This is a genomic window from Sphingomonas morindae (genome assembly GCF_023822065.1).
Taxonomy (GTDB): domain Bacteria; phylum Pseudomonadota; class Alphaproteobacteria; order Sphingomonadales; family Sphingomonadaceae; genus Solisphingomonas; species Solisphingomonas morindae.
On sequence record NZ_CP084930.1, the window covers coordinates 517,940 to 544,186 of the forward strand.

Sequence of the window (26,247 nt, forward strand, 5' to 3'; positions counted from 1 at the left end):
CCCGAGCCGGCGGCTCATTCGAAGCGGCGGCCGGCCCAGCGGACGCGGCCGATGATCGTGACCTCGGCGGGATCGTCGAACAGCAGCGGATCGGCCTCCGGATTGTCGCTGAGCAGGCGGAAGGCGGCGCCCGCGCGGACCAGCCGCTTGACGTGCAGCGCCCCGCTCAGCCGCACGACATAGAGACCATCCCGGAGGCGATCGGCGGCGTCGCCGCGATCGACCAGGATCTCGTCGCCGGGCGCCAGCGTCGGCCGCATCGACTCGCCCCGCACCTCGATCAGCGACAGCGAGCCGGGATCGCCGCGCAGCCCGTTCCGCCGCAGCCAGGCCTCGGACACGCCGAAGCCGGCGAGCGCGCGCTCCTCCTCGGCCACCGCGCCGGGGCCGGCGGAGGCGGCGAGATCGAGCCGGGGCAGGATGCGCAGCGGCGCGGGCGGGGGCGCGGCGGCCTCGGGCGCGCCCAGCCAGGTTTCGGGCACGCCGAAATAGCGGGCGAGCTGCGCGCGATCCGCCTCGGCCAGGCGGCGCGGACTGCCGCGGTGGAGATATTGGTGCACATAGGCGGGATTGCGCCCGATCAGCCGCGACAGCGAGGCGCAATCCTCCCCCGAATCGCGAATCAGGGCGGCGAGCGTCGCGCGGGGATCGGGCAAAACCATGCGTCCTCCTACGGATAGGAAAAATCCTAGACAAGTAGGATTGCGCGAACATGATAGGAACATCTCGAGTCCGCAAGCCCTCCTGGAGGTAGTGTGTCGCAGCCGCTCCTATTCCTCATCCAGCGCCATCTCCGCCGCACCGGCATGCCGCCCACCCGCTTTGGCCGGATGGTGGTGGGCGATCCGCGGTTCGTCCACGATCTCCGGCGCGGGCGCGAGGCGCGGCCGGCGACGGTGCGCCGGGTCCAGGCCTGGATCGCCCAGCATGACGAGGCGGCGCGATGACCGGCGCGACCGAGCGCGCGCAGGCCGGGCTGTGGCGGGCGCTGGCGGCGCGGCTCGGGCCCGCGACGCTGCTGGCGGCGCGCAGCCGCGACTGGGCGAGCGCCACCTTCGAGGGCGCGCGCCACCGGCTGACGGTGCGGCTCGACGGTGCGGACGCGGCGCTGCGCGCGGCGGCGGCGCTGGCGACGCTGGACGAGGACGACCTGCCGATGCCGGGCGGCTTCGTGGCGGACCTGACGGTGATCCGCGCCCAGGCGGCCGAGGCGCCGGTGCTGGCGATCGAGGCGCTGACGATCCGCGATCCCGACGCGGCCGCCCTGCCCGCGATCAGCGGCGCGCGGCGAGCCGGTTGAGTTCGGTGAGCGCGGCGCGCAGATCCTCGCCCAGGTCCCGCTCGCGGCCGAGCCCCTGGTCCAGCGCGGCGGCGGACAGGCCGTGCGCCATGCCGCCCCGGCGGGCGACGCCCAGCTCGAGCCGATCGACGATATCGGCCAGGCTCGGGCGCGGCGCGGCGGCGGGCGCGCGGCGCGGGATGATGGCGCGGATCTCCGCCGTCTCCCCGGCACGCTCGGCGGCCGGCGCGGGCGCGGGCACGATGGCGGGTGCCGGCGGGAGATCGGCATGAGCGGCATCGACGACGACGGCGGCGGCGGCGGGCGCTTCGCGCAGCTCCTCGAACTCGGCCTCCTCCACCAGCGCGGGCGCGGGCGCGGCGGGCGGCAGCGGCCGGCCGAGATCGCGGCTGGCGCGGATCGGCGCGCGGGGCGGCGCATCGGGATGGGCATCGGCGCGGCGGACGCGATAGGCCGGGGCCTCGGCCGGCTCCTCCGCCTCCTCCTCGTGCCAGCTCAGGCTGTCCTGCGCGGCGGCCGGGCGGCGGCGGGGGCGGCGCATGGCGAGATAGGCGAGGCCGCCCAGCGCCCCGCCGCTGGCGAGCGCGAGCAGCGGACGGGCGATCGCCGCGACCGCGCCCATGCCGAGCCGATCGACCAGCGTCACCGGCATGGCGAGCACCGCGAAGGCGGCGGCGATGCCCAGCAGCAGCGCGAGCGGCCCCTCAAAGGCCATGCGATCGACGGAGCGGAGCAACGGCTTCAGCATGGAGCGATCCATTCAACCTCGGGCCCGGGCGGGAAGAAAGCGGGCCCGCTTGGCCCGTCCTTCTGCCAGCTCTCGGTAAACGGGAATATAACGTGCCGCGTTGCGGGCCCAATCCCGCTCGCGGCGGACAAAGGCCTGGCCCGCGTCGCGGCGCGCCTCCCAGCTGTCGCGATCGCCGAGAAGGCCGGCGAGCGCGGCGGCGATGGCGGCGGGATCATCGGGCGCGAACAGCGTGCCGGTGACGCCGGGCTCGATCAGCTCGCGATGGCCGCCGATATCGGAGGCCGCCACCAGCCGGCGCTGGGCCATGGCCTCGAGCGGCTTGAGCGGCGTGACCAGCTCGGTGAGGCGCATCCGCTTGCGCGGATAGCAGAGGATATCGATCAGCCCGTAATAGCGCTCGACCTCCTGGTGCGGCACGCGGCCGACGAAATGGATGCGTTCCGCGACCGGCGACGCCTCGGCCTGGCGGGCGAGCGCCTCGGCGCGGGGGCCGCCACCCACCAGCAGCAGATGCGCCGCCGGGCGCGCCGCGACCAGGGCCGGCATCGCCGCGATCAGATCGTCGATCCCCTCATATTCGTAGAAGGAGCCGATAAAGCCGATGATCTCGGCGCCCTCGAGGCCGAGACGCGCGCGCAGCGCGGCATCGGCGGGGGGCGGATCGCCGAACAGGGCGAGATCGACGCCATTGGGCGAGACGAGGATCTTGGCGGGATCGATGCCGCGCGCGACGAGATCGCCGCGCAGCCCCTCGCAGATCACCGCCACGGCATCGGCCTTGCGGACCGCGCGCGTTTCGAGAAGGCGCGTGGCGCGGTAGCGGGCCGAGCCCTCGCGCCCGGTGCCGTTGCCGACCGCCGCATCTTCCCAGAAGGCGCGGATCTCGTAGAGCAGCGGCAGGCCGAGCCGGCGCGCGGCGCGGCGCGCGGCGAGCGCGGTGAGCACGGGCGAATGGGCGTGGAGCAGATCGGGCCGGAAGCGCGCCGCCGCCGTCTCGATCGCGCGGGCGAAGGCGCGCACCTCCAGAAGCTCGCGCAGCACCGGCGGCGCCCCGGCGGGCGCGGCCTCGCCCCGGAAGAAGCGCAGCCCCTCGACCATCTCCTCGCCCGGCTCGGGCAGCGCGGTCTCGGCCGCGTGGCGCGCGCCCGTCACCCCCGCCACGGTGACGCCATGGCCTTCCAGCCCCTTCAGGATCGCGCGGGTGCGGAAGCTGTAGCCGCTGTGCAGGGGCAGCGAGTGATCAAGCACGTGCAATATGCGCATGGCGCGGTCCCTTTGCGGCGATCCGAGCCGCCCTCCTGCCAGACCGGGCTTAACGGCCCGTCAACCGCGCGCGCTTAAGAGCCCGAGACACAAGGCGGGCACATGGGGCGGACGCAAAGGGGCGCGGGCAGGATGATCGATCTCTTCTCGCTCCTCCTCACCCATGGGCTGATGCTGCTGGCGGCCTGGCGGCTGGTGCGCCGCGCCGATCTGGACCGCGAGGGCCCCGCCCCGGCCCGCGCGCGCTGGGGCCGCGCCCCGGATGCGTGACCTTTTCTTCGTCGGGTTCCTGGCGGTGTTCGTGCTGCTGGGGCTGCGGCGCCCCTATCTCTGGGTGCTCGGCTATGTCTATGTCGACATCGTCTCGCCGCAGCGCCTCTCTTATTATCTGCTCAACGCGGTGCCGATCTCGCTGATCTTCTTCCTGCTGGCGCTGGGCGGCTGGGCGCTGCGCGACGAGCATGACGGGCTGCGCCTGTCCGGCCGCCAGGCGCTGATGCTGATGCTGCTGGGCTGGTGCGGCTACACCACGCTGACCGCCGACTTCCCCACCGAGGCGCTGGAGAAATGGAGCTGGGTGTGGAAGGCGCTGACCTTCGCGCTGTTCCTGCCGGTGACGCTGCGCACCCGGCTGCGGATCGAGGCGCTGCTGCTGTTCATGGTGCTGTCCGCCGCCTCGATCATCATCGTCGGCGGGGTGAAGACGCTCGCCTCGGGCGGCGGCTACGGCATGCTCAACCTGATGGTCGACAACAATGCCGGGCTGTACGAGGGATCGATCATCTCGACCGTGGCGGTGGCGATCATCCCGCTGATCCTGGTGCTGGCGCGCTTCGGCACGATCTTCCCGCGCGACGCGCGGGTGACGCTGTTCGCCGCCGCGCTGATCTTCGCCTGCCTGCTGATCCCGATCGGCACCCAGGCGCGGACCGGGCTGATCTGCATCGGCCTGCTGGCGGTGCTGCACCTGCGCGACAGCCGCCACCGGCTGCTGTGGATGGGGGGCATGGCGGCGGCGGTGGCGGTGGCGGTGCCGCTGCTGCCGGCCAGCTATACCGAGCGGATGAACACCATCCAGGGCTATCAGGCCGATCAGTCCGCCTCGACGCGGCTGGCGGTGTGGCGCTGGACCTGGGACTATGTGCAGGACCATCCCGGCGGCGGCGGCTTCAACGCCTATCTCCAGAACCGGCTGACGGTGCGGCTGAAGGGCACGGCCGAGGGCGACGAGGTGGCGCACGAAAAGAGCCGCGCCTATCATTCCGCCTATTTCGAGATGCTCGGCGAGCAGGGCTTTTTCGGCTTCGGCCTGTGGCTGGCGCTGCAACTGGCGGGGCTGGCGCAGATGGAGCTCTTGCGGCGTCGCTTCCTGCGCAGCGCCGCGCCCGACGAGGCGTGGATCGCGCCGCTCGCGGGCGCGCTCCAGCAGGGGCATCTCATCTATCTGGTCGGCGCCGGTTTCGTCGCGATCGCCTTCCAGCCCTTCGTGTTCATGCTGATCGCCGCCGAGATCGGGCTGAGCCAATGGGCGCGGCGGACGCGGCCGGCGGGCACGGCGCGCGGCTTCGCCGCCGCGCCCCCGGTCGCGCCGTGGATCAGGCCGCCTCGATCGACTTGATCAGCGCCTCGGTGAAGGCGGGGATATCGTCGGGCTTGCGGCTGGTGATGAGCCGGCCATCGACCTGCACTTCCTTGTCCACCACCTCGGCGCCGGCGTTGCGCAGATCGGTGCGGACCGAGGGCCAGCTCGTCACCGTCTTGCCTTCCAGCACATCGGCCTCGGCGAGCAGCCAGGGGCCGTGGCAGATCGCCGCCACCGTCTTGTCCGCCGCGAAGAAATCGCGGACGATGCGGAGCGCCTCGTCCTGCAGCCGCATCTTGTCGGGATTGGTGGTGCCGCCGGGGATGACCAGCGCGTCATACTCCTCGGCGCGGACCTGGCCGAGCGTGATATCCGGCGTGATCGTATCGGCCTTTTCGGTATCCTGCACCATGCCCTGGATCGGATCCGTCTTGATCGAGGCGAGCGTGACCTTGGCGCCGGCATCGAGCAGCGCCTCGCGCGGGCGGAAGAGTTCGGACTGTTCGAAACCGTCGGTGGCGATGATCAGCACCTTGGCTTGGTCGATGCTCGGCATGGGGGCCTCCTGCTTTTGTGGGGATCGGCCGGCTGAACGGGTGGCGGGGGCGGCGCGTTCCCGGGAACGGGGCCGGTCCGGTCGCGTTCTGAGCCCACCCTGCCGAGAAAAGACCATGGCGCCGCCCGCAAGCCTCTCCTCCGAAGATCTCGCCCAGACGGCCGCCGGCCGGCTCTGCTATATCGACGATACCAGCATCGGCATCACGCGGCGCAAGGCGCGGCATGGCTGGGCCTATTTCGACGCCGAGGGGCAGCGCATCACCGACCGCGCCGAGATCGACCGGCTCAACGCGGTGGGCCTGCCGCCGGCCTATGAGCGCTGCTGGTTCTGCCCCGATCCGAGCGGCCATCTCCAGGCGATCGGCTATGACGCCAAGGGCCGGAAGCAATATCGCTACCATCCCGAGTTCCGCGCCGCGCAGGAGGCGGAGAAATACGAGGGCTGCGCCGATTTCGGACGCGCCCTGCCCGCGATCCGCAAGCGGGTGGATGCCGATCTGGACGGCCGCACCCCCACCAAGCGCACCGCCGTGGCGGCGGTGGTGCGACTGCTCGATGTCGGCCATGTGCGTGTCGGCAACATGGCCTATGCCCGGGAGAACAAGAGCTTCGGCGCGACGACGCTGCGCGATCGCCATGCCAGCTTCACTGGCGCCAAGGTGACGTTCCGCTATCGCGGCAAGCATGGCAAGCCGCAGCATGTGGAAATTGCCGACCGCCGGCTGGCGCGGGTGACGCGGCAGTGCCAGGATCTGCCGGGCCAGCATCTCTTCCAATATGTCGATGCCGAGGGCGCGCGCCACCCCGTCACCTCGAGCGACGTCAACGCCTATCTGCGCGAGGCCACGGGCGCGGCGTTCAGCGCCAAGAATTTCCGCACCTTCGCCGCCTCGGTGATCGCCTATGAGGCGATCGTGGCGGCGGGGCCGGCGGGGATCAAGCTCAAGACGATGCTCGCGCCGGTCGCCGCCGCGCTCGGCAACACCCCCGCGATCAGCCGCAAAAGCTATGTCCATCCCGCGCTGATCGCGCTGGCGCGGAGCGGCGGGCTGAAGGGCCAGGCGCCGGTGCGGCTGCCGCGCCCGACGCGCTGGCTGAGCCCCGCCGAGCGCGGGCTGATCGCCTTTCTCGACACGCTCGCCGGCGCCGCCGAGGACCGGCAGGCGGCGTGACGCTCTGCGCGCTGTGCGGCCGTCCGACGGGCGCGCGGGTGGAGCAGCATCATGTCGTGCCCAAGAGCGCGGGCGGCCGCGAGACGGTGCCGCTCCATCCGATCTGCCACCGCGCCATTCATGCGAGCGTGCCCACCAAGGAGCTGGCGCGGCGCTATCCGACGCTCGACTCGCTGAAGGCGGTGCCCGAGATCGCGCGCTTCCTCGCGTGGATCAAGGACAAGCCACCCGATTTCCACGCGCCGACGCGCCGGCGGCGGTGAGGCGTTCAGCCGCGTTCGGGGGGATCGCGGCGCGCGCCGTCGAGCCGGGCGGCGGCGCGCTCGGCCTCGCGCGCCTCGGCCTCGCGGGCGGCGCGGGTGCGGCCGAAGCGGGCACGATTGGCCTCGGCGGCGCGCGCCTGCTCGGCCCGGGCGCGGGCCTTGCGGGCGCGGTTGAGATTGACGATCTCGGCCATCAGCGCGTCTCCAGCCGGCCGGCGAGCCAGCGCGCGGCCGCCGCCGGGCTTTGCTTGTCGCGGTCGCGATCCACCTGATAATTGGCCGCGCGCATCGCGTCGACCGGGATCGCGCCGAGCAGCGGCCGCAGCGCCGAGAGGAAGCGCCGATCGCGCGCGCGGGCCGGGGCGACGAGCAGCAGCGCATCGTAGCGCGGCAGCCGGTGGGCGGGATCGGCGAGCACGCGCAGATGCTGGGCGGCGATCCGGCCATCGCTGGAAAAGGCGGAAATGACATCCACCTGCCCGCTGGCGAGCGCGCGATACATGAAGCTGGGGGCGTAGCGCCGGGTGGCGCCGAAGCGCAGCCCATAGCCACCCGCCACCGCCCGCCATTCCGGCCGGGAGAGGAATTCGAGATCGCTGCCGAGCCGCAGCCCGGGGGCGCGCGGCGCGAGATCGGCGAGCGTGGCGATGCCGAGCCGGCGCGCGCTTTCCTCCCGCATCGCCAGCGCATAGGCATTTTCGAAGCCGAGCGGCCCGGCCAGCCCCGCCGGGCGCAGCCAGCCGGCGATCGCGGGCAGCATCACCGCCGCCGGCGCGACGCTGTGGCGGCCCATGGCATCGGCCCAGATCGTGCCCGAATAGTCCACATAGGCATCGATATCGCCGCGCCGCAGCGCGCGGAGCGCCACCGCCGAGCCCAAGCCTTCGGCATAGCGGACGCGATAGCCGGCACGGCCCAGCCAATCGCCGATCAGCCGGGCGAGGATGAACTGCTCCGAGAAATTCTTGGCGCCGATGGTGACGGTGCGCCCCGCCCCGCGCGCCGCGACCAGCGGCGCCAGCAGCGGCGCGAGCGCCAGCGCGAGGCCGGCGGCGATGCCGATCAGCCCCGCCACGAGTGGCCGCCGCGCGCGCCGGGCGAGGCCACGCTCGACCAATGCGAGCAGCCCATCGGCGGCGAGCGCCAGCGCCGCGGCGGCGAGGCAGCCAGCGAGCACGAGAGTCCAGTCCTCGGTCTGGAGACCGGCGAAGATCGGACCGCCCAGGCTCGGCGCGCCGACGGTGGTGGCGAGCGTCGCCGCGCCGATCGTCCAGACGGCGGCGGTGCGCAGCCCGGCCATGGCGACGGGCGCGGCGAGCGGCGCCTCCACCAGCCGCAGCCGCTGCCAGCGCGTCATGCCCAGCGCATCGGCGGCGAGCCGGGCGGCGGGATCGACCCCGCGCAGCCCGCCGATCACGCCGCGCAGCAGCGGCAGCAGCGCATAGAGGCTGAGCGCGAGCAGCGCCGGCAGGAAGCCGAGCGCGGGAACGCCATGGCCGATCGCCAGCAACAGCGGATAGAAGAGCGCGAGCAAGGCGAGGCCCGGAATGGTCTGGATCAGGCTCGCCGCGCCGATCGCGGCCGCCGCCAGCCGCGGCCGCCGCGCCGCCGCCAGCCCGAGCGGCACGCCGATCAGCAGCGCCAGGCCGAGCGCGGCGAGGCTGAGCAGCAGATGCTGCGCGGCGAGCGGCGCGATCTCGCTCATCGCGCCAGCGCCGCGATCGCTTCGGCCTGGCGGCGCGCGACATCGACCAGCGCGGACGCCGCCGCGCCGGCGCGGCCGGCGAGCAGATCGGCGGGCGCGCCCTCGCCCACCAGCCGGCCGCGATCGAGCACCAGGATGCGATCGGCGAGCAGCAGCGCCTCGGCCATATCGTGCGTGACCATCAGGCTGGTGAGGCCGAGGCGATCGTGCAGCGCGCGATAGCGGCGGCCGACCGCATCGCGGGTGACGGGATCGAGCGCGCCGAACGGCTCGTCGAGCAGCATCAGCCGCGCGCCGGTGGCGAGCGCGCGGGCGACGCCGACCCGCTGCGCCTCGCCGCCCGACAGCGCCTGGGGGCGGCGGCCGGCATAATCGGCGGGCAGCTCCACCGCCGCGAGCAGCGCGGGCACATCGGGCGCCGGCACGCCCCGATCCGCCCCCGCGACGCGCGCGGGCAGGCGGATATTCTCGGCCACGCTCATGTGCGGCATCAGCCCGATCGACTGGAAGACATAGCCGATGCTGCGGCGCAGGGCGGCGGCCGGCCGATCCGCGACGGGAACGCCGCCGATCAGGACGCGGCCGCTGTCCGGCTCGACCAGCCGGTTGACCATGCGCAGCAGCGTCGACTTGCCCGCGCCCGAGGCGCCGACCAGCGCGACAAAGGCGCCGGCGGGGAGGCGCGCATCGAGCGGGCCGAGCGCGGGCACGCCGCCATAGGCGCGGACCACGCCCTCGAACACCACTTCGGGCCCACCCGCCTGCATCGCGCCATATTCCGGGCCGGCGCGGCAAAGTCGAGCGAAAGCGACGGGATGACGCGGCCCGCATCGCGCGCTAGGCGTGGCGCATGGCCGATATCCCGCTTGCGCCCTGGGGGCCGCCGCCCGACGACGAGGCGATCGAGGCGATCGCGCGCGCCACCATCGCGCGATTGCCCGAAGGCTTTCGCCGCCATCTGGAGGGCGTGGTGCTGCGCGTGGAGGCCTTTGCTTCGGACGCGGTGCTCGACGCGCTCGGCATCGACGACGCCTTCGCGCTCACCGGCCTCTATACCGGCCTGCCGATCGGCCAGAAGAGCGTGGAGGCGAGCGGCGCGCTGCCCGACATGATCCAGCTGTTCCGGCGCCCGCTGCTCGACGAATGGGCCGAGACGGGCGTCGATTTCGAGGCGCTGGTCGGCCATGTGGTGATCCACGAGATCGGCCATCATTTCGGCCTGTCCGACGCGGACATGGCCGCGCTGGAAGCGGCCGCCGGCTGATGCTGGCGCTGGACGGCATCGCCTGTCTGCGCGGAGACCGGCTGCTGTTCGAGGGGCTTTCGCTGCGGCTCGGGCCGGGCGAGGCGCTGACGCTGACCGGCCCCAATGGCAGCGGCAAGACCAGCCTGTTGCGGATCGCGGCCGGGCTGCTCCGCCCCGATGCGGGCCAAGTGCGGCGGCCGGAGCGGATCGCCTGGCTGGGCGAGGCCCATGCGCTCGATCCCGGCCGGACCTTGGGCGCCGCGCTGGGCTTTTGGGCGGCGCTGGACGGCGGCGACGCGGCGGCGGCGATGGCGGCGATGGGGATCGCCGCGCTCGCGCCCGTGCCCGTGCGGCTGCTCTCCACCGGCCAGCGCCGCCGCGCCGCGATCGCGCGGGTGATCGCCGGCCGCGCTTCGCTGTGGCTGCTCGACGAGCCCGGCAACGGCCTGGACGAGGAGGGGATGGCGCGGCTCGGCGGCGCGATCGCCGCGCATCTCGCGGGCGGCGGCGCGCTGCTCGCCGCCAGCCATGTCGCGCTGCGGGTGGCGGGCGCCCGGCGGGCGCTGGGCGAAGCGGCGTCATGATGCGGCTGGTGCTGCGCCTGGCGGCCCGCGACCTGCGGACGGGGCTCGCCGCCGCCGGGCTTCCGATCGCCTTCTTCCTGATCGCGGCCGCGCTCTTCCCGCTCGCCGTGGGGCCGGATGCGCGGCTGCTGGCGCGCGCGGGGCCGGGCTTCCTGTGGCTGGCGGCGCTGCTGACCGCGCTGCTGCCGGTCGACCGGCTGATCGCGCCCGATCACGAGGCCGGGCTGTTCGACCAGCTGGCGGCGCGGGGCATCGCCGACGAGCTGGTGGCGGCGGCGCGGATCCTGGGCCATTGGCTGAGCTTCGGCCCGCCGCTGCTGCTCGCCGCCCTGCCCGCCGCCGCGCTGCTCGGGCTGGACGCGCGCGCGCTCGGCCGGCTGGAAGTGTCGCTGGCGATCGGCACCCCGGCGCTCGCCGCGCTGGCGGTGACGGTGGCGGCGCTCACCGCCGGCCTGCGCGGCGCCGGCGGCCTTGCCGGGCTGTTGCTGCTGCCGCTGGCGGTGCCGCTGCTGATCTTCGGCGCCGCCGACAGCGCCACCGCGCCGCGCCTGCTCGCCGCCGCCGCGCTGGTGCTGCTGGCGGGCGCGCCCTTCGCCGCCGGAGCGGCGCTGCGCGCGCTGCGCGCCTGACGGCTCAGCTCCGGACGCGCAGCGTGACGCCGACCACGCGCGGATCGCTGGGCGTGGCGAGGATCAGCCCCGAATTGCCCGCCTGGATGGTGAGGTTCTGGATATAGTTGGCGTTGAACAGGTTGCGCGCGAACACCAGCACCTCCATCCCGCTGCGGAAGCGATAGCCGAGGCTGGCGTTGGTGAGGTTATAGCCCTTGATATAGGTGTAGCGCGACAGGCTGGGATCGCCGTTGAAGCCGGTGCGCCACGCCGTATCCACATGCAGGGTGACGGCGCCGGTGCCGAGCGGGCGCGCATAATCGAGCCCCGCCGTCACCGCCAGCCGGGGCAGCGAGGCGAGCCGGCGGCCCGACAGATCGCAGGCGGTGGTGGCCGTGCCCTGCAGCTCGAGCGGACAGGGGCCGGCGGGATAGCGGGTGTAGCGGCCGTCCGCATAAGCGAGGCCGCCGCGCAGCGCGAGATCGGCCAGGGGCTGGGCGACGAGATCGGCCTCGACGCCCTTCACCGTCACTTCGGGAATGTTCGACAGATAGCCGCGCAGCGCCACCGTCTGGCTGGAATCGACGATCGTCGCCTGGAAATCATGGACCCGCGTGTAGAAGCCGTCGAGGTTGAAGACGAGGCGGTTGCCGATCAGCCGCGCCTTCAGGCCCGCCTCATAGCTGGTGTTGCGCTCGGGCCGGACCACGGCGGTGGCGAGCACGGGCTGGTTGGCGGCATCGAGCGGCAGGCCCGACATGTTGATCCCGCCCGATTTGAAGCCGCGCGCGACGCTGGCATAGGCGAGCAGCGTCGGGCGGATCTGCCAGGCGATATTGGCGCGGCCGGAGACGCTGCCATCATGGTCCGTGGCGTGATAGGCCTGGGGCCGCAGCACCGACAGCCGCGCCGCGAGCAGCGCCGCATTGGTGGTGGCGAGGCCGCCCGATACGGTGGTGGCGTAATCGCCCTGCTTATCCTCATAGGTGTAGCGCAGCCCGCCGGTGAGGGTGACATCGCGGAGCAGCCGGTAATTGGCCTCGCCGAAGGCGGCATAGCTTTGCGTGCGGAAATCGGTGTGGCCATCCTGGGCATAGCCGTCGAGCAGCGCGGCGGGGACCGGGGTGGCGGCGGCGCCGGTGGTGGTGCCGATCAGATAGCGCGCGGCGGCGGGGCCGTAGATGCTGATCGGACGGCCGGTGATGCGCTGATAAAAGGCATAGAGCCCCACCACATAGCCGAGCCGGCGCGTGCCATCGGAGGCGAGGCGGATCTCCTGGCTATATTGATCCTGGCGCGAGGGGATGTGCTGCGACAATTGCACCGGCAAGCCGGTATAGTCGCGATCATTCTCGGCATCCCAGTTCCAGAAGCGCCAGGCGCTGATCGAGGTGAGCGTGGCCCCGCCGAGCGACCAGTCGGCGGCGAGGCTGACGCCGCCCTCATTGGTGTCGGATTCGACCCGGCCGTCGATATCGGTTTCGCGATCATAGGGGTTGGTGCTGGCGGGCTGATAGTTGAACTGGGCGGCGAGCCCCTGCGCGCCGCCGAACTGGCGGCTGGCGGGGCGCAGGCTCTGGCCGACGCGCAGAAAGACCTGGGTGCAGCAATCCGCCTGGAAATTGGTGAAGTCCGCGATCAGCCGCGCCTTGAACCGCTCGCTCGGGCGGAACAGCAATTGCGCGCGCAGCGCCTGCGCGCCGAGCGTGTTGGTGTCGCTGTCCGTGCGCACATTGTGGAGCACGCCGTCGCGCCGCGTAGAGACGCCGGACAGGCGGAAGGCGAGCGTATCGGTGAGCGGCCCCGTTACCCAACCGCGCGCCTGGACGTAATTGTAGCTGCCATAGGAGAGTTCGGCGAAGCCGCCGCGCGTGAAGCTGGGCGCGCGGCTGGTGATGTTGATCGCGCCGGCGGTGCTGTTCTTGCCGAACAAAGTGCCCTGCGGGCCGCGCAGCTCCTCGACCTGCTCGATATCGGCGAAGTCGAACGCGGCGGTGGCGGGGCGGGCATGATAGACCTGATCGACATAGAAGCCGACGCCGGGCTCGAGACCGTCGTTCGACTGGCTCACCGCGACCACGCTGGAGCCGAGCCCGCGGATGGTGAGCGCGGTGTTGCGCGGATTGGCCGAGCTGTAGGTGAGGCTGGGGATCAGTTCCGTCAGCCCCTGCGGGTTGGTGGTGTAGCTTTGATCGAGCAGCGCGCCGCCGACCACCGACAGCGCCGCCGGCACGCGCTGCGCATCCTCCGCGCGGCGGCGCGCGGTGACGATCACCGGCGCCAGGCCGGGGGCGGGATCGGCCCCGGCGTCGGCCGCGTCGCCGGTCGGGGCCGCGACGGGGGCCGGAGCCGCCGCCCCGGCGCTCGCGTCGAGCGCCATCATCAGCGCAGCCGCCATCCTCGCCGCCTGTCCGGGCCGTGCCTGCATGATCGAAACCCCTTCACAATGCCGCTCGCGGGCACCTCTGTATCTGGCCGTATACAGTGATTCCCGTCGCTGCACAGGGGCTTGTGGCGCGGCGGCGTTGCGCTGCGGCGGCCGGCGCGCCTACATTCGCGCGGGCCTAGCGGATGGGGGGCATATGCAGGGGGCAGGCGAGACGATGCGCGCGGCGCAGGGCCAGGCGGTGGCGGCCGATGGCCACAGCCATGAAAGCGCCTGCCTCAATTGCGGGACGCGGCTGATCGGCAGCCATTGCCATGGCTGCGGCCAGGCGGCGCATGTGCATCGCACGCTGGGCGCCTTCTTCCACGATCTGCTGCACGGCGTCTTCCATTTCGAGGGCCGCGTGTGGCGCACGCTGCCGCTGCTCGCCTGGCATCCCGGCACGCTGACCCGCGCCTATGTGGCGGGGCGGCGGGCCAGCTATGTCTCGCCGATCGCGCTGTTCCTGTTCTGCGTCTTCCTCATGTTCACGGTCTTCCACGCGACCGAGGACCATGCGGCGGCCGGGCCGCACGGCGCCAGCCCGGAGGGGGCGCGCGCCGCCGAGACGCGGCTGGAGACGAGCATCGGCCGGGCCGAGCGGGCGCGGCGCGACGCCGCCGGGCGGGGCGAGCCGACCCAGGAGATGGATGCGGCGCTGGCCGAGCAGCGCGCCGCGCTGGCGGTGCTGCGCCGCTATGGCGCCACCACCGCGCCGCGCGCCGGCGCGGCGCCGGACGAGCCGCTCTCGCTCGACATCAAGATCGCGCCGCTGCGCCATGCGATCGAGACGTTCCAGGCCAATCCCGATCTCGCCATCTACAAGATCCAGACCTATGCCTATAAATACAGCTGGGCGCTGATCCCGATCTCGGTGCCGTTCCTGTGGCTGCTCTTCCCCTTCAGCCGCCGCTTCCACCTGTACGATCACACCGTGTTCGTCACCTATTCGCTGTGCTTCATGACGCTGCTGGTGGTGGTGGCGATGATCGCCGGCGCGATCGGCCTGGGCGGCCTGGGGCCCCTGCTCTTCTTCGTGCCGCCCTTCCACATGTACCGGCAGCTGCGCGAGGCCTATGGCCTGGGCCGGGCCTCGGCGCTGCTGCGCACGGCGCTGCTGCTGCTGTTCGCGCTGTGCGCGCTCGCGCTCTTCTTCGTGCTCATCATGGCGCAGTCGAGCCTGTAGCGGGCGACCAGCGGGCGAAGATGGCGGTGGGCAGCAACAGGCCGCGCGCCTCCTCGCGCACCGCCATGTCGCCCGCCTCGACCCGACCGCCCAGCGCCGCCGTGGCCTGGCGCAGCAATTCGCCGATCGCCAGCGCCGACATGCGCACGGCATAGACGGTGAGGACGAGGAAGCGGCTTTCCGGCGTGAGCAGCCGCACGCAATCCGCGATCAGCCCCGGCAGGCCTTCCTCGAGCCGCCAGACCTCGCCCGTGGGCCCGCGCCCGAATTTGGGCGGATCGAGCATGATGCCGGCATAGCGGCGGCCGCGCCGCACCTCGCGCGCGGCGAATTTGGTGGCATCGTCCACCATCCAGCGGATCGGACGATCGGCCATGCCGGACAGTTCGGCATTGACCTTGCCCGTCTCGACCGACTTTTTGGACGCATCGACATGGGTGACGCGCGCGCCCCGCGCGGCGAGCGCGAGGCTGCCGACGCCGGTATAGCCGAACAGGTTCATCACCTCGTCCTCGGGCCGCAGCCGCGCCCGCATCCACGCCCATTGCGGCGCCATATCGGGAAAGAAGGCGAGATGGCGGAAGGGCGTGTTGGCGGCGTGGAAGCGCACCTCCTCCCAGGCGAGCGGCCAGCTGCGGGGCACGCCGCGATCCAGATGCCAGCGGCCGCCGCCCTCCTCGTCCGAGGCGCCGAGAAATTCGCCATCGTGCCGCCACTCCTCCGCAGCGGGCGCCCAGAGCGCCTGCGGCTCGGGCCGGACGAAGCGGAAGCGGCCATAGCGCTCCAGCTTGCGGCCATGGCCGCTATCGACAAGTCCATAATCGGCCCAGGGCTCGGCGACGAGCGTGGCGAGCGGGCGATCCCCGCTCACGCGACCCGCGCCAGCTTGCCGCCGACGCTGGCGGTGGCGAGCGCGCCATCGAGCGCGGCGGCGCCGGCGGCGCGCGCGGCGGCGAGATCGACCGCATCGATCGCGGCGACACTTTCGCCCACTGGCACGGCGCGGCCATGGACCTGGATCTGCCGGGCGAGATGATCGCAGCGCGCCTGCACCGATTCCAGCCCCATCAGCAGACCGGCCTTGGCCTGGGCCTTGGCGCGATCCAGCTCGGCCTGGTCGAGCGTCTCCGCGGTGCGGGCGAGCACGTCGCGGGCGAGCGCGAAGGCGCGCGGCGCCTCGGCGCGGGCGGCGGCGAGATAGACGCCGAGCTGGCCGGTATCGGCCGCGGTCTGCGCCCAGGCGTAGATCGAATAGGCCAGGCCCCGCGCCTCGCGCACCTCCTGGAAGAGGCGCGAGGACATGCCGCCCCCGGCCGCGCCCGCGAACAGGTTGAGCGCGTGGAGCGCGCCATCGCGCTGGTCGACGCCGGGATAGGCGAAGGCGACATGGACCTGATCGAAGCGGCGCTGATCGGTGACGGTGCCGCCCGCGAAGCGCGCGGGCGCGAAGGCGGGCGGCGCGCCGGCGGCAAGATCGCCGAACCGCGCCTCGGCGAGCCGGAGCAGCACATCCTCGTCCACCTTGCCGGCGGCGGCGAGCGTGAGGCCGGCGGGGCGATATTGGTCCGCCAGCCAGGCGGCGAGATGATCGCGCTGGATCGCGGCGATCGTCTCCTCCTCGCCCAGCACCGGGCGGCCATAGACCTGGCCGGGATAGGCGGCGGCGGCGAGATGATCGAAGACGATATCGTCGGGCGTGTCGCGCGCCTCGCCCAGCTCGGCAAGCACGACCTGCTTCTCGCGCTCCAGCTCCTCGCCATCGAACAGCGGCGCGCGCACCAGATCGGCGATGAGATCGATGCCGAGCGCGAGATCGCCCGGCAGCAGCCGCGCGTGGAAGGTGGTGGTATCGCGCGAGGTCCAGGCGTTGAGCTGGCCGCCGACATCCTCCGCCGCCTCGGCGATCTGGCGCGCGTCGCGGCCGCCGGCGCCCTTGAACACCATATGCTCGACCATATGGGCAAGGCCGGTCAGCCCATCGGGCTCGGAGCGGCTGCCGACATCGGCATAGAGGCCGACGGCGAGCGTCTCGACCCCGGCCATCGGCTCGACCGCGACGGTGAGCCCGTTGGCGAGCCGGTGCAGGCGCGCGCTCATGCCGCCACCCGCGTGCGGGTACCGACGAACTCGCGGATCACGTCGAGCGTGGCGGGGAGATGGGTGACATGCTCGCGCCCCTCCATCAGCGCGCCGAGCCGCGCCGGCAGCGGCGCCGCGGTGCCGATCGCCGAAGTGACCGCCTCGGGGAACTTCGCGGGATGGGCGGTGGCGAGCGTGACCAGCGGCACCTCGCGCGGGAGCCCCGCCGCGCGCGCGGCGGCCAGGCCGATGGCGCTGTGCGGATCGAGGATGGTGCCGGCGCCATGCGCCCAGCGCATCGCCTCGACCATCGCGGCATGATCGATGCGCGCGCTGCTGAAAAGACCGGCGCGGGCGCGCACCGGCTCGGGAATCGCCATGGCGCGCGTCGCCTCGAAGCCGCGCATCACCCCGGCCAGCGTGCCGGCATCGCGCCCGTGCAGATCGAACAGCAGCCGCTCGAAATTGGACGAGACCTGGATGTCCATCGAGGGGGTGGCGGTGGGCGCCACCGTGCCCGCCGAATAATCCCCCCGCGCCAGCGCGCGGTGGAGGATATCGTTGACATTGGTGGCGACGATCAGCCGCGCCACCGGCAGGCCCATGCACGCCGCGACATAGCCCGCGAAGACATCGCCGAAATTGCCCGTGGGCACCGAGAAGGCGACCGGCCGGCCCGGCGCGCCGAGCCGCACCGCCGCGTAGAAATAATAGACGACCTGCGCCGCGAGCCGCGCCCAGTTGATCGAGTTGACCGCCGCCAGCCCGACCCGATCGGCGAAGGCGCGATCGGCGAACAGCGCCTTGACCAGCGCCTGGGCGGTATCGAAATCGCCGTCGATCGCGATGCTGTGGGCATTGGGCGCGTCCACCGTCGTCATCTGGCGGCGCTGCACGTCCGACACGCGGCCATCAGGATAGAGCATGAAGATGTCGATATGGGCGCGGTTGGCCACCGCCTCGATCGCCGCCGATCCGGTATCGCCCGAGGTGGCGCCGACGATGGTGAGGTGGCGATCGCCGCCCGCCAGGAAACGCTCGAACAGGAGGCCGAGCAGCTGGAGCGCCACATCCTTGAAGGCGAGCGTGGGGCCGTGGAACAGCTCGAGCAGCCAGTGCTGGCCATCGAGCTGGACGAGCGGCGTGACGGCGGGATGCGCGAACCGGCCATAGGCCGTCTCGCACAGCTCGCGCAGCGTCGCGGGATCGAGCGCGTCGCCGATGAAGGGCGCGAGCACGATCGCCGCCGTCTCGGCATAGGAGCGGCCCGCGAGATCGGCGATCGCCGCCTCGGACAGGCGCGGCCAGGCCTCGGGCACGTAGAGACCGCCATCGGAGGCAAGCCCGGCGAGGGTGGCGGCCTTGAAGCCGAGCACGGGCGCCTGGCCCCGGGTGGAGATGTATCGCATCGCGCGCGCGTTATAGAGGCCGGCCGGCGCGCGCAAGCCGAACCGGCTCAGCGGCGCGGTGCCGCCTCGGCGTAGCGGCGTGCCAGCACCGAGCAGATCATCAGCTGCATCTGGTGGAAGATCATCAGCGGCAGCAGCAACATGCCCGCCTGGCCGGCGGGAAATATGGCGGCGGCGAGCGGCACGCCCGACACCAGGCTCTTCTTGGACCCGCAGAAGCGCAGCACGATCTCGTCCGCCACCGGCCAGCCGAGCCGCCGCGCGGCGAGCCGGCTCAGCCACAGCACCAGCGCCAGGATCACCAGCCCGCCGAGCGCCGCCAGCGCGAGCCCGCCGACATCGGTGCGGCGCCAGATCCCCTCCACCACCGCCGCCGAAAAGGCCGAATAGACGAGCAGCAGGATCGAGCCGCGATCCACGCGGAACACCAGCGCGCGGTGCCGCTCGACCAGGCCGCCGATCAGCGGCCGGGCGAAATGGCCGGCGAGGAAGGGGAGCAGCAGCTGACCGCCGACCTTGAGGATCGAATCGGCGGTGCCGCCGCCGCCGCTCGCGCCCATCAGCAGCGCCGCCAGCAACGGCGTGACGAGGATGCCGACGATGTTGGACAGGCTGGCGCTGGCGATCGCGGCGGGGACATTGCCGCCGGCGATCGAGGTGAAGGCGATCGAGCTCTGCACCGTCGAGGGCAGCAGGGTGAGGAAGAGCAGCCCGTCGGCGATCACCGGCGCCGCCGGCGCCACCGCCGCGCGCGCCGCCACGCCGAGCAGCGGGTAGAGGAGGAAGCTGGTGGCGAGCACGGCCAGATGCAGCTTCCACTTGCCGGCGCCCTCGATGATCGCCGCGCGCGAAAGCTTGGCGCCGTGCAGGAAGAAGAGCAGCAGGATGGCGATATCGCCCAGCCAGTCGAACACGATCTTGGCGGTGCCGGTGGCCGGCAGCAGCGTCGCCGCGAGCACGGTGGCGAGCAGCGCGAGCAGAAAGGGATCGAACAGCGATCGCAGACGGGCCAGCATGGCAGCGCCTATCGGCCTCGGGGCGGCGCGACGCAACCGTCTTCAGACGAGACGCTTTTCCGTCCCCCGCACGGGCATCGGACGCTGCGGCTCAGATTGCGCGGGCCGCGGCTTTGGCCTATAGCCCGGCGCGAACCGCCCCGCCCGCGTGCCCGTCCGGGTCCGTCGATGCGGGGCGTCGCTATTTCGAGGCCGAGGAGCCCCATATCGATGGCACGCCGCCGCCAGATCTACGAAGGCAAGGCCAAGATCCTGTACGAAGGCCCGGAGCCCGGCACCCTCATCCAATATTTCAAGGATGACGCCACCGCCTTCAACGCTCAGAAAAAGGGCACGATTTCGGGCAAGGGCGTGCTCAACAACCGGATTTCCGAGCATGTCTTCACCATGCTCGGCAATATCGGCGTGCCGACCCACTTCATCCGCCGGCTCAACATGCGCGAGCAGCTGATCCGCCAGGTGGAGATCGTGCCGATCGAGGTGGTGGTGCGCAACGTCGCCGCCGGCTCGATCTCCAAGCGGCTCGGGATCGAGGAAGGCACGCAGCTGCCCCGGACGATCATCGAATACTATTTCAAGGACGATGCGCTCGGCGATCCGATGGTGTCGGACGAGCATATCGCCTGCTTCGGCTGGGCCAGCCAGGACGAGATGCACGACATCGCCGACATGGCGATTCGCGTGAACGACTTCCTCACCGGCCTGTTCGCGGGCATCAACATCCGGCTGGTCGACTTCAAGCTCGAGTTCGGCCGGATCTGGGAAAACGACTATTCGCGCGTGATCCTGGCCGACGAGATCAGCCCCGATGGCTGCCGCCTGTGGGACATGGCGACCGGCGAGAAGCTCGACAAGGACCGCTTCCGCCGCGATCTGGGCGGCGAGGTGGAAGCCTATCAGGAGGTGGCGCGCCGGCTCGGCCTGCTGCCCGAGGGCGACGACAATCCCGTGCTCGACATGGAGACGCACCGGAAGAAGCGCGGCCGCTGATCGGGCGCGTGACGGAGGGCGAAATCCCCACCCGGGCGGCGATCGGCATCGCCCGGGTGCTGTGCATCCTCGGCATCGTCTATGTCCATGCCTGGACGGGACGCACCGGCGAGGTGCTGGCGCAGCTCGATACCAGCGGCCAGGGCATGATGCGCTGGGTGCTGATCGAGCTGGTCGGCCGCTGCGCGGTGCCGCTGCTCGGCGCCATCTCCGGCTGGCTGGCGGCGCCCTCGGCCGCGCGGCGCGGCTATGCCGGCTTCGTGCGGGTGAAGGCGCGGACCATCCTCGCGCCGATGCTCGCCTGGAACGTGATCGGCCTCGTGCTCGTCTCGGGTTTCGCCACCTGGGGACGGCTTAAGGCGCCGGTGCCGGCGAGCCTGGCGGAGGCGCTGGACTGGATCGGCTGCGTCACCGGGCCCAACCCGATCAACGTGCAGATCAGCTTCCTGCGCGATCTCTTCCTGTGCATGCTGGTGGCGCCGCTGCTGGCGCGCTGCCCGGATCGCGTGCTCGGCGCGGTGCTGGCGCTGGCGATCGCCTGGACGGTGAGCGGCGCCGATCTCGTCCTGCTGCTGCGGCCGCAGATCCTCGTCTTCTTCCTGATCGGCCTGCTGGCGCGGCGCCACGGGCTGGCGGACCGGCTGGGCGGCTGGCCGCTGGCGGCGGCGCTCGCCCCCTATCTGCTGCTGATCGGCCCGCGCATCGCCATCGCCATTTTCGGCGATGCCTGGCTCAAGACGCACATCGTCGCCGCCAACGCGATCGACCTGCCGCTGCGCGCGGCGGCGGCGCTGGCGACCTGGCGGCTGGCGGTGGCGGCGGCGCGGCGCCCGCTCGGCGCATGGCTGCTGCGCGGCGAGCGCTATGCCTTCCTCCTCTTCGCCTCGCACCTCATCCTGCTGTGGCTGTTCGGCCCGGTGATCGGCCTGGCGACGGGCCCGCTGGGCGCGCCCGCCTATCCGGCCTTTCTGCTGCTCCAGCCGCTGCTCGCGCTCGCGGCGACGATCGGGCTCGGGCGCGCGCTGGAAGCGGGCGCGCCTTCCGCCGCCCGCCTGCTGAGCGGCGGCCGCCTCGCTCAAGGCTTGCCCTCGCCGCCCGGCTTCGCCATGGAGCGCACATCATCCGGCCGGAGCGCGCAGCCATGAAAGTCCGTGTCATCGTAACCCTCAAGCCCGGCGTGCTCGATCCGCAGGGCAAGGCGGTGCATCATGCCCTGACCGGGCTCGGCTTCGCCGGCGTCAACGACGTGCGGATCGGCAAGCTGGTCGAGTTGGAGGTCGACGAGGGGGTCGAGGATGGTGCGATCGAGGAGATGGCGCGGCGGCTGCTCGCCAACACGGTGATCGAGAATTTCCGGATCGAACGGAGCTGACCCCATGAAGAGCGCCGTCATCGTTTTCCCCGGCTCCAATTGCGATCGCGATCTCGCGGTGGCGCTGCGGGCGGTCACCGGCCAGGCGCCGGCCATGGTGTGGCACGGCGAGACGAGCCTGCCCGACGGGATCGACATCATCGGCGTGCCGGGCGGCTTTTCCTATGGCGATTATCTGCGCTCGGGCGCGATGGCGGCGCGATCGCCGGTGATGCGGGCGGTGGCCGATGCGGCCGCGCGCGGGGTGGCGGTGCTGGGCGTGTGCAACGGCTTCCAGGTGCTGACCGAGGCCGGGCTGCTGCCGGGGGCGCTGATGCGCAACGCCACGCTCGATTTCGTGTGCCGCGACGTGGATCTCACCGTCGGGACCAGCCAGACGCTGTTCACCAGCCGCTACCAGGAGCAGGAGACGATCCGCATCCCGGTGGCGCATCATGACGGCAATTACACCGCCGATCCCGAGACGCTGGATCGGCTCGAGGGCGAGGGCCGCGTCGCCTTCCGCTATGGCTGCGCGGTCAACGGCTCGGCGCGGGACATTGCCGGGATCGTGAACGAGAGCGGCAATGTGCTGGGCATGATGCCGCATCCCGAGCGGATGATCGAGCCGGCGCATGGCGGCACCGATGGCCGCCGCCTGTTCGAGGGGCTGGTCGACGCGATCGGCTGACCCGCGCCCGCGCCCGCCCGCCGGCTTACACGCGCGCGCGGAACGGCGTGAAATTGGTGTGGCGATCGAACACGTCCACGCCCTCGCGCCGCTTCAGCCAGCCCACCACCGCATAGGTGGCCGGGGTGAGCAGCACCTCCCAGCCCACTTTCAGCGCGAAATTGGTTACCGCCACCTGGATCACGCCCTGCGCGCTCCACACGCCCAGAAAGGCGAGCGGATAGAAGAGCAGGCTGTCCGCCGCCTGGCCGACGATGGTCGAGCCGATCGTGCGCGTCCACAAATGCCGGCCGCGTGTCAGGATCTTGAGCCGGGCGAGCACGAAGCTGTTGGCGAACTCGCCCGCCCAGAAGGCCGCGATCGAGGCGAAGACGATGCGCGGCACCTGGCCGAACACCGCCTCATAGGCCGCCTGCCCCGTCCAGTCGCGCGCGGGCGGCAGGCTGACCACCACGAAACTCATAAAGGCCATGAACAGCAGCGCCGCGAACCCGGCCCAGATGCAGCGCCGCGCGCGGGCATAGCCATAGACCTCGGTCAGCACGTCGCCCAATATGTAGGAGACGGGGAAGAAGAGGATGCCCGCGCCGAACGTCCATTCGCGCCCCGCCACGCTGACGCTCGCCATCTTGGCGGCGCCGATCACGTTGGAGAGCAGCAGGATGGTGACGAAGGCCGCCATGGTGAAATCGAAATAGCGGAGCGCGCCGGGCCCAAGCTCGGCGGCATCGACGGCGCGGAGGCCGGAATCGGACGTCTCGATCATCGCCGCGTAGAGTAACGCGGTTCCCGTCCGCCGCAATCCACGCTATGCGGCAGCCGGGCGCCCGTAGCTCAGCCGGATAGAGCACGAGCCTTCTAAGCTTGGGGTCGCAGGTTCGAGCCCTGCCGGGCGCGCCATCGCTGCCGTTCCGCCCTGGCCCTCGACGCGCGCCCGCCCCTGCGCGCCGCTCACGCCGTCGTGCGGCGGCCGGCGCAGGCGGGGCGGAGCAGGCCGGCGAAGCCGATCCACAGCGCGAGGCTGGCGAGCGCGAAGCCGCCGAGCAGGAAGAAGGCGATGCGATAGCCCAGCATCTGCGCCAGCCAGCCGCCGATCGCGGGCGAGAGCGAGGCGCCGACGCCCTGCACCGTCATCACCGCGCCCTGGCCGACATTGACGCGCCCGGTGCCATCGAGCAGGCAGGCGACCAGACCCGGCACGGCGACGCTCTGCAGCCCAGCGCCGATCCCGTCGAGCGCCTGGACCGGCCATACGCCCCAATGGGCGATGAACAGCCCCGCCAGCAGCCCGCGGATCGGCAGCGCGGCGAAGGAGATGAGCAGCACCAGCCAATAGCCGCGCCCAGCCGCGATGCGCATCGCCGCGAGGCTGGCGAGGATCATCACCGCCTGCGCCACCATCACCGTGGTCGCGGTGAACAGCGCCGGATCGCCCTTGCCCGCGCCGACCACGGCCATGCCGTAGAGCGGCAGCATGGCGCCATTGCCGAGGTGGAAACAGGCGAGCGCGGCGGCGAGGATGAGCATCGGCCGGTTGCCGAGCAGCGTGCGGAAGCCCGCCGCCTGGCCCTCGCCCGCCGCGTCGCCGCCCTGCCCGTCGCCGCCGTCGTCGTCCTCGTCGTCGGCCTCCAGCCCGCGCGCGGCGCGGTGATCGATCGCGCGCTCGGGGATGGAGAGTACCGAGGCGATCGCCAGCACGCCGAAGGCGGCGGCGAGGAAGAAGATGGCGGGCATGCCGAAGCGCCAGCCGAGCCAGCCCGAAAGCCCGGCGCCGACCATGTTGCCGGCATGGTTCCAGGCCTGGTTGCGCCCGTTCTGCGCGGGAAAGCCGCGCTGGCGGACGATGCCGAGCGTCATCCCCGTCACCGCCGGGCCGATCGCGGCGCCGGCGATCGCGGTGGCGACCTGGCTGACGCTCACCACCAGCCCGGACTGGCGCCACAGGATGAGGAAGGAGGCGAGCACGGTGCACAGGCCGGTGACGACCACGACCCAGCGCTTCTTTTCGGTATGATCGATAAAGGCGCCCGCCGGCACCGTCACCGCCATGCCGGCGACGCCGCCCAGCGTCATCACCGTGCCGATCGGGCCGGTCTGCCAGCCGCGCTGCTGCAGGAAGACGCCGAGAAAGGGGCCGATCCCGGCCTGCATATCGGCCATGAAGAAGTTGAGCGCCTGGAGCGCGCGCGTGGCGCGGCGCCGCTCGGCCTGCCGCCCGCCGGTATCGGCCCCGCTTCTGTCCGCCGCTGCCGTCGCCATGGCTCGTCTCCCCGGGGAATGCGGGCTGCTCAACCTCGGGGGCCGCCGAAATATCCATTCTGACGCTGATTTACGTTAGCGCCTCCGGGCTTGCCCGGCGCCGCGCGGCTGGCCTAGCGCCGGGGCGGACCAAGGGAGGCGGCCATGGCGTTCGACATCATCCTCTATCATAATCCGGCGTGCGGCACGTCGCGCGGCGCGCTGGCGCAGATCCGCGCCGCCGGGTTCGAGCCGCATGTCATCGAATATCTGAAGACGCCGCCGAGCCGCGCGCGGCGAGGCGGAGCTGCTCGATGCGATGATGGCGCATCCGATCCTGATCAACCGGCCGCTGGTCGTCACCCCGCGCGGCGTGGCGCTCTGCCGCCCGTCCGAAACGGTGCTGGCGCTGCTGCCCGACGCCGATTGAGCGGATTCAGCGCGCGGCACCGCGCGGGATCAGCCGCAGGATGGCGGTGCCGAGCACGGCGGCGAGTAGCAGCGCGTTGACGAGCACGCCGATCGCCACGCCCAGCGCGCCGTGGCGCGGCGCCAGCAGCACGCCCGCCACGCACAGGCCGAGCGCGGCCACCACGCGCGCGCTCACCGCGAGGCCGGACCGGTGCGCCGCGAACAGCACGGGCTCGAACCCGGCGGTGGCGAGATCGACGCACCCCGCCGCCGCCAGCCAGAGCAGCAGCGGATAGCCCTGCACGAAGCCCGGCCCCATAAAGCCCAGCACCGGCCGGCCGATCAGCACGATCAGCAGGAAGACGAGCGCGCCGAGCAGCGCCGAAATCAGGAAGGCACGCCGGAACAGCGCCCCCACCTCGCCCAGGCCGCGCGCGGCGACGGTGCGGACGATCTCCGGAAAGGCCGCGCGCGAGATGAGCTGCGACACTTTGGACAGGGCCTGGGCGAGCTGCGAGGCGAGCCGGAACACGCCCGCCGAGGCCACGCCGACCATGCCGCCGGTGAGCAGCAGCGGCACCTGTTTGGTGGACAGTTCGAGGCTGGAGATGAGGTTGGTGGACACAGCGAAGCGGAGCAGGCCGGGATGTTGAGCGAGCACGCCGCGAAAGCCCGGCCCCGGCCTGCGCAGCAGCGCCACGCCGCCGATGCGCGCGAACAACAGCCAGTAGGTGGCGGCGGTGCAGAGTTCGGCAAAGCCCCAGGCGGCGAGGAAGGCGGTGACGCTGGGGTGGAAGAGGCCGGCGGCGATGGCGCCGGCCAGCCGCAGCACCGGGGTGACGCTATCGGCATAGGCGGCGAGGCGGAAGCGGTCGCGCAGCCGCATCAGCCCGAGCGCGGTGGATCGCAGCGACAGCAGCTCGGCGGCGGTGAAGGCGAGCACCGGCCCGCGCAGCCCGGCATCGACGCCGAGCGCGCCATGCCACAGGCCGAGGATCGCCGCGCTGGCCGCGAGCCCGACCAGCGCGCTGCCGCAATCGAGCAGCCAGCAGCAGCGCAGCAGCGCGCCGAGCGCGGTCTCGTCGCCCGATTGCTGGTGGCGGGCGCCATATTGCACCAGGATCTGCCAGGTCTGCCACTGCACCAGCGCGGTGAGCGCCGAGGCGGCGCCGACGATCAGCGCGAAGCGGCCAAAGCCCGCCACCCCCAGGCTGCGCGTCGCGATGGCGAGATAGACGAGCGAGAGCAGCGCGATCAGCCCGCGACTGGCGAGCAGCCAGCCGAGATTGCGCGCCACCGCCCGCCCCAATCCGCCCGCCGCCTCGCGCCCGTCCCCGCCCGCGCCCGTGCCTGCCTTGTCGCCTAGTGCCATGAGATTGCGTTAGCCGGGGCCGGCGCGGCGGTCACGCGCCGAGA

General features: G+C 72.2%; 29 protein-coding genes, 1 tRNA gene and 1 pseudogene. 16 read left to right on the forward strand and 15 right to left on the reverse strand.

Annotated features, from left to right (window positions below):
• Positions 1–14: 14 nt before the first annotated feature.
• Complete coding sequence (locus LHA26_RS02505; protein ID WP_252167184.1) at positions 15–662, reverse strand: S24 family peptidase; 648 nt, start codon at positions 660–662, stop codon at positions 15–17.
• Positions 663–755: 93 nt separating this feature from the next.
• Between LHA26_RS02505 and LHA26_RS02510 the strand changes: the two genes are divergently transcribed.
• Together LHA26_RS02510 and LHA26_RS02515 are read left to right on the forward strand one after the other, a co-directional pair.
• Positions 756–947, forward strand: a complete 192-nt coding sequence (locus LHA26_RS02510) for a hypothetical protein (RefSeq protein ID WP_252167185.1) — start codon at positions 756–758, stop codon at positions 945–947.
• Entirely contained in the window at positions 944–1,300 is a 357-nt protein-coding gene (locus LHA26_RS02515; protein WP_252167186.1) for a hypothetical protein, read from the forward strand. Before LHA26_RS02510 ends, LHA26_RS02515 begins: the two co-directional genes overlap by 4 nt.
• Here the strand turns inward: LHA26_RS02515 and LHA26_RS02520 are convergent.
• The gene (locus tag LHA26_RS02520; RefSeq protein ID WP_252167187.1) at positions 1,275–2,048 is read right to left on the reverse strand and encodes a hypothetical protein; all 774 of its coding nucleotides are present in this window, start codon (positions 2,046–2,048) and stop codon (positions 1,275–1,277) included. The genes LHA26_RS02515 and LHA26_RS02520 overlap by 26 nt on opposite strands.
• Positions 2,049–2,060: 12 nt before the next feature.
• Positions 2,061–3,314, reverse strand: a complete 1,254-nt coding sequence (locus tag LHA26_RS02525) for a TIGR04063 family PEP-CTERM/XrtA system glycosyltransferase (RefSeq protein ID WP_252167188.1) — start codon at positions 3,312–3,314, stop codon at positions 2,061–2,063.
• A 132-nt stretch (positions 3,315–3,446) separates the two neighbouring features.
• Here LHA26_RS02525 and LHA26_RS02530 point away from each other — a divergent pair, with 132 nt between their 5' ends.
• Together LHA26_RS02530 and LHA26_RS02535 are read left to right on the forward strand one after the other, a co-directional pair.
• The gene (locus tag LHA26_RS02530) at positions 3,447–3,584 is read left to right on the forward strand and encodes a hypothetical protein (protein ID WP_252167189.1); all 138 of its coding nucleotides are present in this window, start codon (positions 3,447–3,449) and stop codon (positions 3,582–3,584) included.
• The gene (locus LHA26_RS02535) at positions 3,577–4,932 is read left to right on the forward strand and encodes a putative O-glycosylation ligase, exosortase A system-associated (protein WP_252167190.1); all 1,356 of its coding nucleotides are present in this window, start codon (positions 3,577–3,579) and stop codon (positions 4,930–4,932) included. The genes LHA26_RS02530 and LHA26_RS02535 overlap by 8 nt, the downstream gene beginning before the upstream one ends.
• Here LHA26_RS02535 and LHA26_RS02540 read toward each other — a convergent pair.
• Entirely contained in the window at positions 4,910–5,452 is a 543-nt protein-coding gene (locus LHA26_RS02540) for a type 1 glutamine amidotransferase domain-containing protein (RefSeq protein WP_252167191.1), read from the reverse strand. The two genes, LHA26_RS02535 and LHA26_RS02540, sit on opposite strands and share 23 nt — an antisense overlap.
• Positions 5,453–5,567: 115 nt before the next feature.
• On the opposite strand from LHA26_RS02540, the gene LHA26_RS02545 reads away from it, so the two are divergent.
• The gene (locus LHA26_RS02545; protein ID WP_252167192.1) at positions 5,568–6,626 is read left to right on the forward strand and encodes a DNA topoisomerase IB; all 1,059 of its coding nucleotides are present in this window, start codon (positions 5,568–5,570) and stop codon (positions 6,624–6,626) included.
• Positions 6,623–6,889: an HNH endonuclease gene (locus tag LHA26_RS02550; RefSeq protein ID WP_252167193.1), complete on the forward strand. Its 267-nt coding sequence runs from the start codon at positions 6,623–6,625 to the stop codon at positions 6,887–6,889. Before LHA26_RS02545 ends, LHA26_RS02550 begins: the two co-directional genes overlap by 4 nt.
• A gap of 5 nt (positions 6,890–6,894) precedes the next feature.
• Here the strand turns inward: LHA26_RS02550 and LHA26_RS02555 are convergent, their stop codons facing one another.
• The 3 genes from LHA26_RS02555 to LHA26_RS02565 are packed head-to-tail and all read right to left on the reverse strand — an operon-like array spanning position 6,895 to position 9,361.
• A complete protein-coding gene (locus LHA26_RS02555; RefSeq protein ID WP_252167194.1) occupies positions 6,895–7,083 on the reverse strand; it encodes a DUF4169 family protein in 189 nt (62 codons plus the stop codon).
• A complete protein-coding gene (locus LHA26_RS02560; protein WP_252167195.1) occupies positions 7,083–8,594 on the reverse strand; it encodes an ABC transporter permease/substrate-binding protein in 1,512 nt (503 codons plus the stop codon). Before LHA26_RS02560 ends, LHA26_RS02555 begins: the two co-directional genes overlap by 1 nt.
• Positions 8,591–9,361 (reverse strand): ATP-binding cassette domain-containing protein, encoded by a 771-nt coding sequence (locus LHA26_RS02565; protein WP_252167196.1) that lies wholly within the window; start codon positions 9,359–9,361, stop codon positions 8,591–8,593. The genes LHA26_RS02560 and LHA26_RS02565 overlap by 4 nt, the downstream gene beginning before the upstream one ends.
• An 83-nt stretch (positions 9,362–9,444) precedes the next feature.
• On the opposite strand from LHA26_RS02565, the gene LHA26_RS02570 reads away from it, so the two are divergent.
• The 3 genes from LHA26_RS02570 to LHA26_RS02580 are packed head-to-tail and all read left to right on the forward strand — an operon-like array spanning position 9,445 to position 11,053.
• Entirely contained in the window at positions 9,445–9,858 is a 414-nt protein-coding gene (locus tag LHA26_RS02570; protein WP_252167197.1) for a metallopeptidase family protein, read from the forward strand.
• Positions 9,858–10,424, forward strand: coding sequence for a heme ABC exporter ATP-binding protein CcmA (gene ccmA, locus LHA26_RS02575; RefSeq protein ID WP_252167198.1), 567 nt, complete (start codon positions 9,858–9,860; stop codon positions 10,422–10,424). The genes LHA26_RS02570 and ccmA overlap by 1 nt, the downstream gene beginning before the upstream one ends.
• The gene (locus LHA26_RS02580) at positions 10,424–11,053 is read left to right on the forward strand and encodes a heme exporter protein CcmB (RefSeq protein ID WP_252168273.1); all 630 of its coding nucleotides are present in this window, start codon (positions 10,424–10,426) and stop codon (positions 11,051–11,053) included. The genes ccmA and LHA26_RS02580 overlap by 1 nt, the downstream gene beginning before the upstream one ends.
• 4 nt (positions 11,054–11,057) lie before the next feature.
• On the opposite strand, the gene LHA26_RS02585 is transcribed toward LHA26_RS02580, so the two are convergent.
• Entirely contained in the window at positions 11,058–13,433 is a 2,376-nt protein-coding gene (locus LHA26_RS02585; protein WP_252167199.1) for a TonB-dependent receptor, read from the reverse strand.
• Positions 13,434–13,617: 184 nt separating this feature from the next.
• Here LHA26_RS02585 and LHA26_RS02590 point away from each other — a divergent pair, with 184 nt between their 5' ends.
• Entirely contained in the window at positions 13,618–14,646 is a 1,029-nt protein-coding gene (locus LHA26_RS02590) for a DUF3667 domain-containing protein (protein WP_252167200.1), read from the forward strand.
• On the opposite strand, the gene LHA26_RS02595 is transcribed toward LHA26_RS02590, so the two are convergent.
• The 4 genes from LHA26_RS02595 to LHA26_RS02610 are packed head-to-tail and all read right to left on the reverse strand — an operon-like array spanning position 14,624 to position 19,147.
• Entirely contained in the window at positions 14,624–15,517 is an 894-nt protein-coding gene (locus LHA26_RS02595; protein ID WP_252167201.1) for a class I SAM-dependent rRNA methyltransferase, read from the reverse strand. The two genes, LHA26_RS02590 and LHA26_RS02595, sit on opposite strands and share 23 nt — an antisense overlap.
• Complete coding sequence (locus LHA26_RS02600; protein WP_252167202.1) at positions 15,514–16,743, reverse strand: M16 family metallopeptidase; 1,230 nt, start codon at positions 16,741–16,743, stop codon at positions 15,514–15,516. Before LHA26_RS02600 ends, LHA26_RS02595 begins: the two co-directional genes overlap by 4 nt.
• Positions 16,740–18,134, reverse strand: coding sequence for a threonine synthase (gene thrC / locus LHA26_RS02605; protein ID WP_252167203.1), 1,395 nt, complete (start codon positions 18,132–18,134; stop codon positions 16,740–16,742). Before thrC ends, LHA26_RS02600 begins: the two co-directional genes overlap by 4 nt.
• A 47-nt stretch (positions 18,135–18,181) precedes the next feature.
• Positions 18,182–19,147, reverse strand: a complete 966-nt coding sequence (locus LHA26_RS02610; RefSeq protein WP_252168274.1) for a bile acid:sodium symporter family protein — start codon at positions 19,145–19,147, stop codon at positions 18,182–18,184.
• 213 nt (positions 19,148–19,360) lie between these two features.
• Between LHA26_RS02610 and purC the strand changes: the two genes are divergently transcribed.
• From purC to purQ, 4 genes are read left to right on the forward strand one after another with little or no spacing between them, the layout of a single operon-like run.
• The gene (gene purC / locus LHA26_RS02615; protein WP_252167204.1) at positions 19,361–20,140 is read left to right on the forward strand and encodes a phosphoribosylaminoimidazolesuccinocarboxamide synthase; all 780 of its coding nucleotides are present in this window, start codon (positions 19,361–19,363) and stop codon (positions 20,138–20,140) included.
• Positions 20,141–20,148: 8 nt separating this feature from the next.
• Positions 20,149–21,285 carry an acyltransferase family protein gene (locus LHA26_RS02620; RefSeq protein WP_252167205.1) on the forward strand — a complete coding sequence of 379 codons (1,137 nt, stop codon included), beginning with the start codon at positions 20,149–20,151 and terminating at the stop codon, positions 21,283–21,285.
• Complete coding sequence (gene purS / locus LHA26_RS02625) at positions 21,282–21,512, forward strand: phosphoribosylformylglycinamidine synthase subunit PurS (protein ID WP_252167206.1); 231 nt, start codon at positions 21,282–21,284, stop codon at positions 21,510–21,512. The genes LHA26_RS02620 and purS overlap by 4 nt, the downstream gene beginning before the upstream one ends.
• Before the next feature lie 4 nt (positions 21,513–21,516).
• A complete protein-coding gene (gene purQ / locus LHA26_RS02630; RefSeq protein WP_252167207.1) occupies positions 21,517–22,182 on the forward strand; it encodes a phosphoribosylformylglycinamidine synthase subunit PurQ in 666 nt (221 codons plus the stop codon).
• A 25-nt stretch (positions 22,183–22,207) separates the two neighbouring features.
• Here the strand turns inward: purQ and LHA26_RS02635 are convergent, their stop codons facing one another.
• Positions 22,208–22,948: a queuosine precursor transporter gene (locus tag LHA26_RS02635; protein WP_252167208.1), complete on the reverse strand. Its 741-nt coding sequence runs from the start codon at positions 22,946–22,948 to the stop codon at positions 22,208–22,210.
• Positions 22,949–23,005: 57 nt separating this feature from the next.
• On the opposite strand from LHA26_RS02635, the gene LHA26_RS02640 reads away from it, so the two are divergent.
• A tRNA-Arg gene (locus LHA26_RS02640) sits at positions 23,006–23,082 on the forward strand.
• A gap of 51 nt (positions 23,083–23,133) precedes the next feature.
• On the opposite strand, the gene LHA26_RS02645 is transcribed toward LHA26_RS02640, so the two are convergent.
• Entirely contained in the window at positions 23,134–24,441 is a 1,308-nt protein-coding gene (locus LHA26_RS02645) for an MFS transporter (RefSeq protein ID WP_252167209.1), read from the reverse strand.
• A gap of 144 nt (positions 24,442–24,585) precedes the next feature.
• Between LHA26_RS02645 and LHA26_RS02650 the strand changes: the two are divergent.
• Positions 24,586–24,850: pseudogene (locus tag LHA26_RS02650) on the forward strand (ArsC/Spx/MgsR family protein).
• 6 nt (positions 24,851–24,856) lie between these two features.
• Here the strand turns inward: LHA26_RS02650 and LHA26_RS02655 are convergent.
• Positions 24,857–26,203: a lipopolysaccharide biosynthesis protein gene (locus LHA26_RS02655; protein WP_252167210.1), complete on the reverse strand. Its 1,347-nt coding sequence runs from the start codon at positions 26,201–26,203 to the stop codon at positions 24,857–24,859.
• Positions 26,204–26,247 lie beyond the last annotated feature (44 nt).

Bases quoted from the DNA above. Each gene is read 5' to 3' on its own strand.
- LHA26_RS02540 (WP_252167191.1), bottom strand. From the start codon at position 5,452: ATGCCGAGCATCGACCAAGCCAAGGTGCTGATCATCGCCACCGACGGT.
- LHA26_RS02645 (WP_252167209.1), bottom strand. From the start codon at position 24,441: ATGGCGACGGCAGCGGCGGACAGAAGCGGGGCCGATACCGGCGGGCGG.
- purQ (WP_252167207.1), top strand. From the start codon at position 21,517: ATGAAGAGCGCCGTCATCGTTTTCCCCGGCTCCAATTGCGATCGCGAT.
- LHA26_RS02545 (WP_252167192.1), top strand. From the start codon at position 5,568: ATGGCGCCGCCCGCAAGCCTCTCCTCCGAAGATCTCGCCCAGACGGCC.
- LHA26_RS02560 (WP_252167195.1), bottom strand. From the start codon at position 8,594: ATGAGCGAGATCGCGCCGCTCGCCGCGCAGCATCTGCTGCTCAGCCTC.
- LHA26_RS02525 (WP_252167188.1), bottom strand. From the start codon at position 3,314: ATGCGCATATTGCACGTGCTTGATCACTCGCTGCCCCTGCACAGCGGC.
- LHA26_RS02530 (WP_252167189.1), top strand. From the start codon at position 3,447: ATGATCGATCTCTTCTCGCTCCTCCTCACCCATGGGCTGATGCTGCTG.
- LHA26_RS02505 (WP_252167184.1), bottom strand. From the start codon at position 662: ATGGTTTTGCCCGATCCCCGCGCGACGCTCGCCGCCCTGATTCGCGAT.
- LHA26_RS02555 (WP_252167194.1), bottom strand. From the start codon at position 7,083: ATGGCCGAGATCGTCAATCTCAACCGCGCCCGCAAGGCCCGCGCCCGG.
- ccmA (WP_252167198.1), top strand. From the start codon at position 9,858: ATGCTGGCGCTGGACGGCATCGCCTGTCTGCGCGGAGACCGGCTGCTG.
- thrC (WP_252167203.1), bottom strand. From the start codon at position 18,134: ATGCGATACATCTCCACCCGGGGCCAGGCGCCCGTGCTCGGCTTCAAG.
- LHA26_RS02515 (WP_252167186.1), top strand. From the start codon at position 944: ATGACCGGCGCGACCGAGCGCGCGCAGGCCGGGCTGTGGCGGGCGCTG.
- LHA26_RS02600 (WP_252167202.1), bottom strand. From the start codon at position 16,743: ATGAGCGCGCGCCTGCACCGGCTCGCCAACGGGCTCACCGTCGCGGTC.
- purC (WP_252167204.1), top strand. From the start codon at position 19,361: ATGGCACGCCGCCGCCAGATCTACGAAGGCAAGGCCAAGATCCTGTAC.
- LHA26_RS02590 (WP_252167200.1), top strand. From the start codon at position 13,618: ATGCAGGGGGCAGGCGAGACGATGCGCGCGGCGCAGGGCCAGGCGGTG.
- LHA26_RS02580 (WP_252168273.1), top strand. From the start codon at position 10,424: ATGCGGCTGGTGCTGCGCCTGGCGGCCCGCGACCTGCGGACGGGGCTC.
- purS (WP_252167206.1), top strand. From the start codon at position 21,282: ATGAAAGTCCGTGTCATCGTAACCCTCAAGCCCGGCGTGCTCGATCCG.
- LHA26_RS02570 (WP_252167197.1), top strand. From the start codon at position 9,445: ATGGCCGATATCCCGCTTGCGCCCTGGGGGCCGCCGCCCGACGACGAG.
- LHA26_RS02635 (WP_252167208.1), bottom strand. From the start codon at position 22,948: ATGATCGAGACGTCCGATTCCGGCCTCCGCGCCGTCGATGCCGCCGAG.
- LHA26_RS02585 (WP_252167199.1), bottom strand. From the start codon at position 13,433: ATGGCGGCTGCGCTGATGATGGCGCTCGACGCGAGCGCCGGGGCGGCG.
- LHA26_RS02520 (WP_252167187.1), bottom strand. From the start codon at position 2,048: ATGCTGAAGCCGTTGCTCCGCTCCGTCGATCGCATGGCCTTTGAGGGG.
- LHA26_RS02535 (WP_252167190.1), top strand. From the start codon at position 3,577: ATGCGTGACCTTTTCTTCGTCGGGTTCCTGGCGGTGTTCGTGCTGCTG.
- LHA26_RS02655 (WP_252167210.1), bottom strand. From the start codon at position 26,203: ATGGCACTAGGCGACAAGGCAGGCACGGGCGCGGGCGGGGACGGGCGC.
- LHA26_RS02565 (WP_252167196.1), bottom strand. From the start codon at position 9,361: ATGCAGGCGGGTGGGCCCGAAGTGGTGTTCGAGGGCGTGGTCCGCGCC.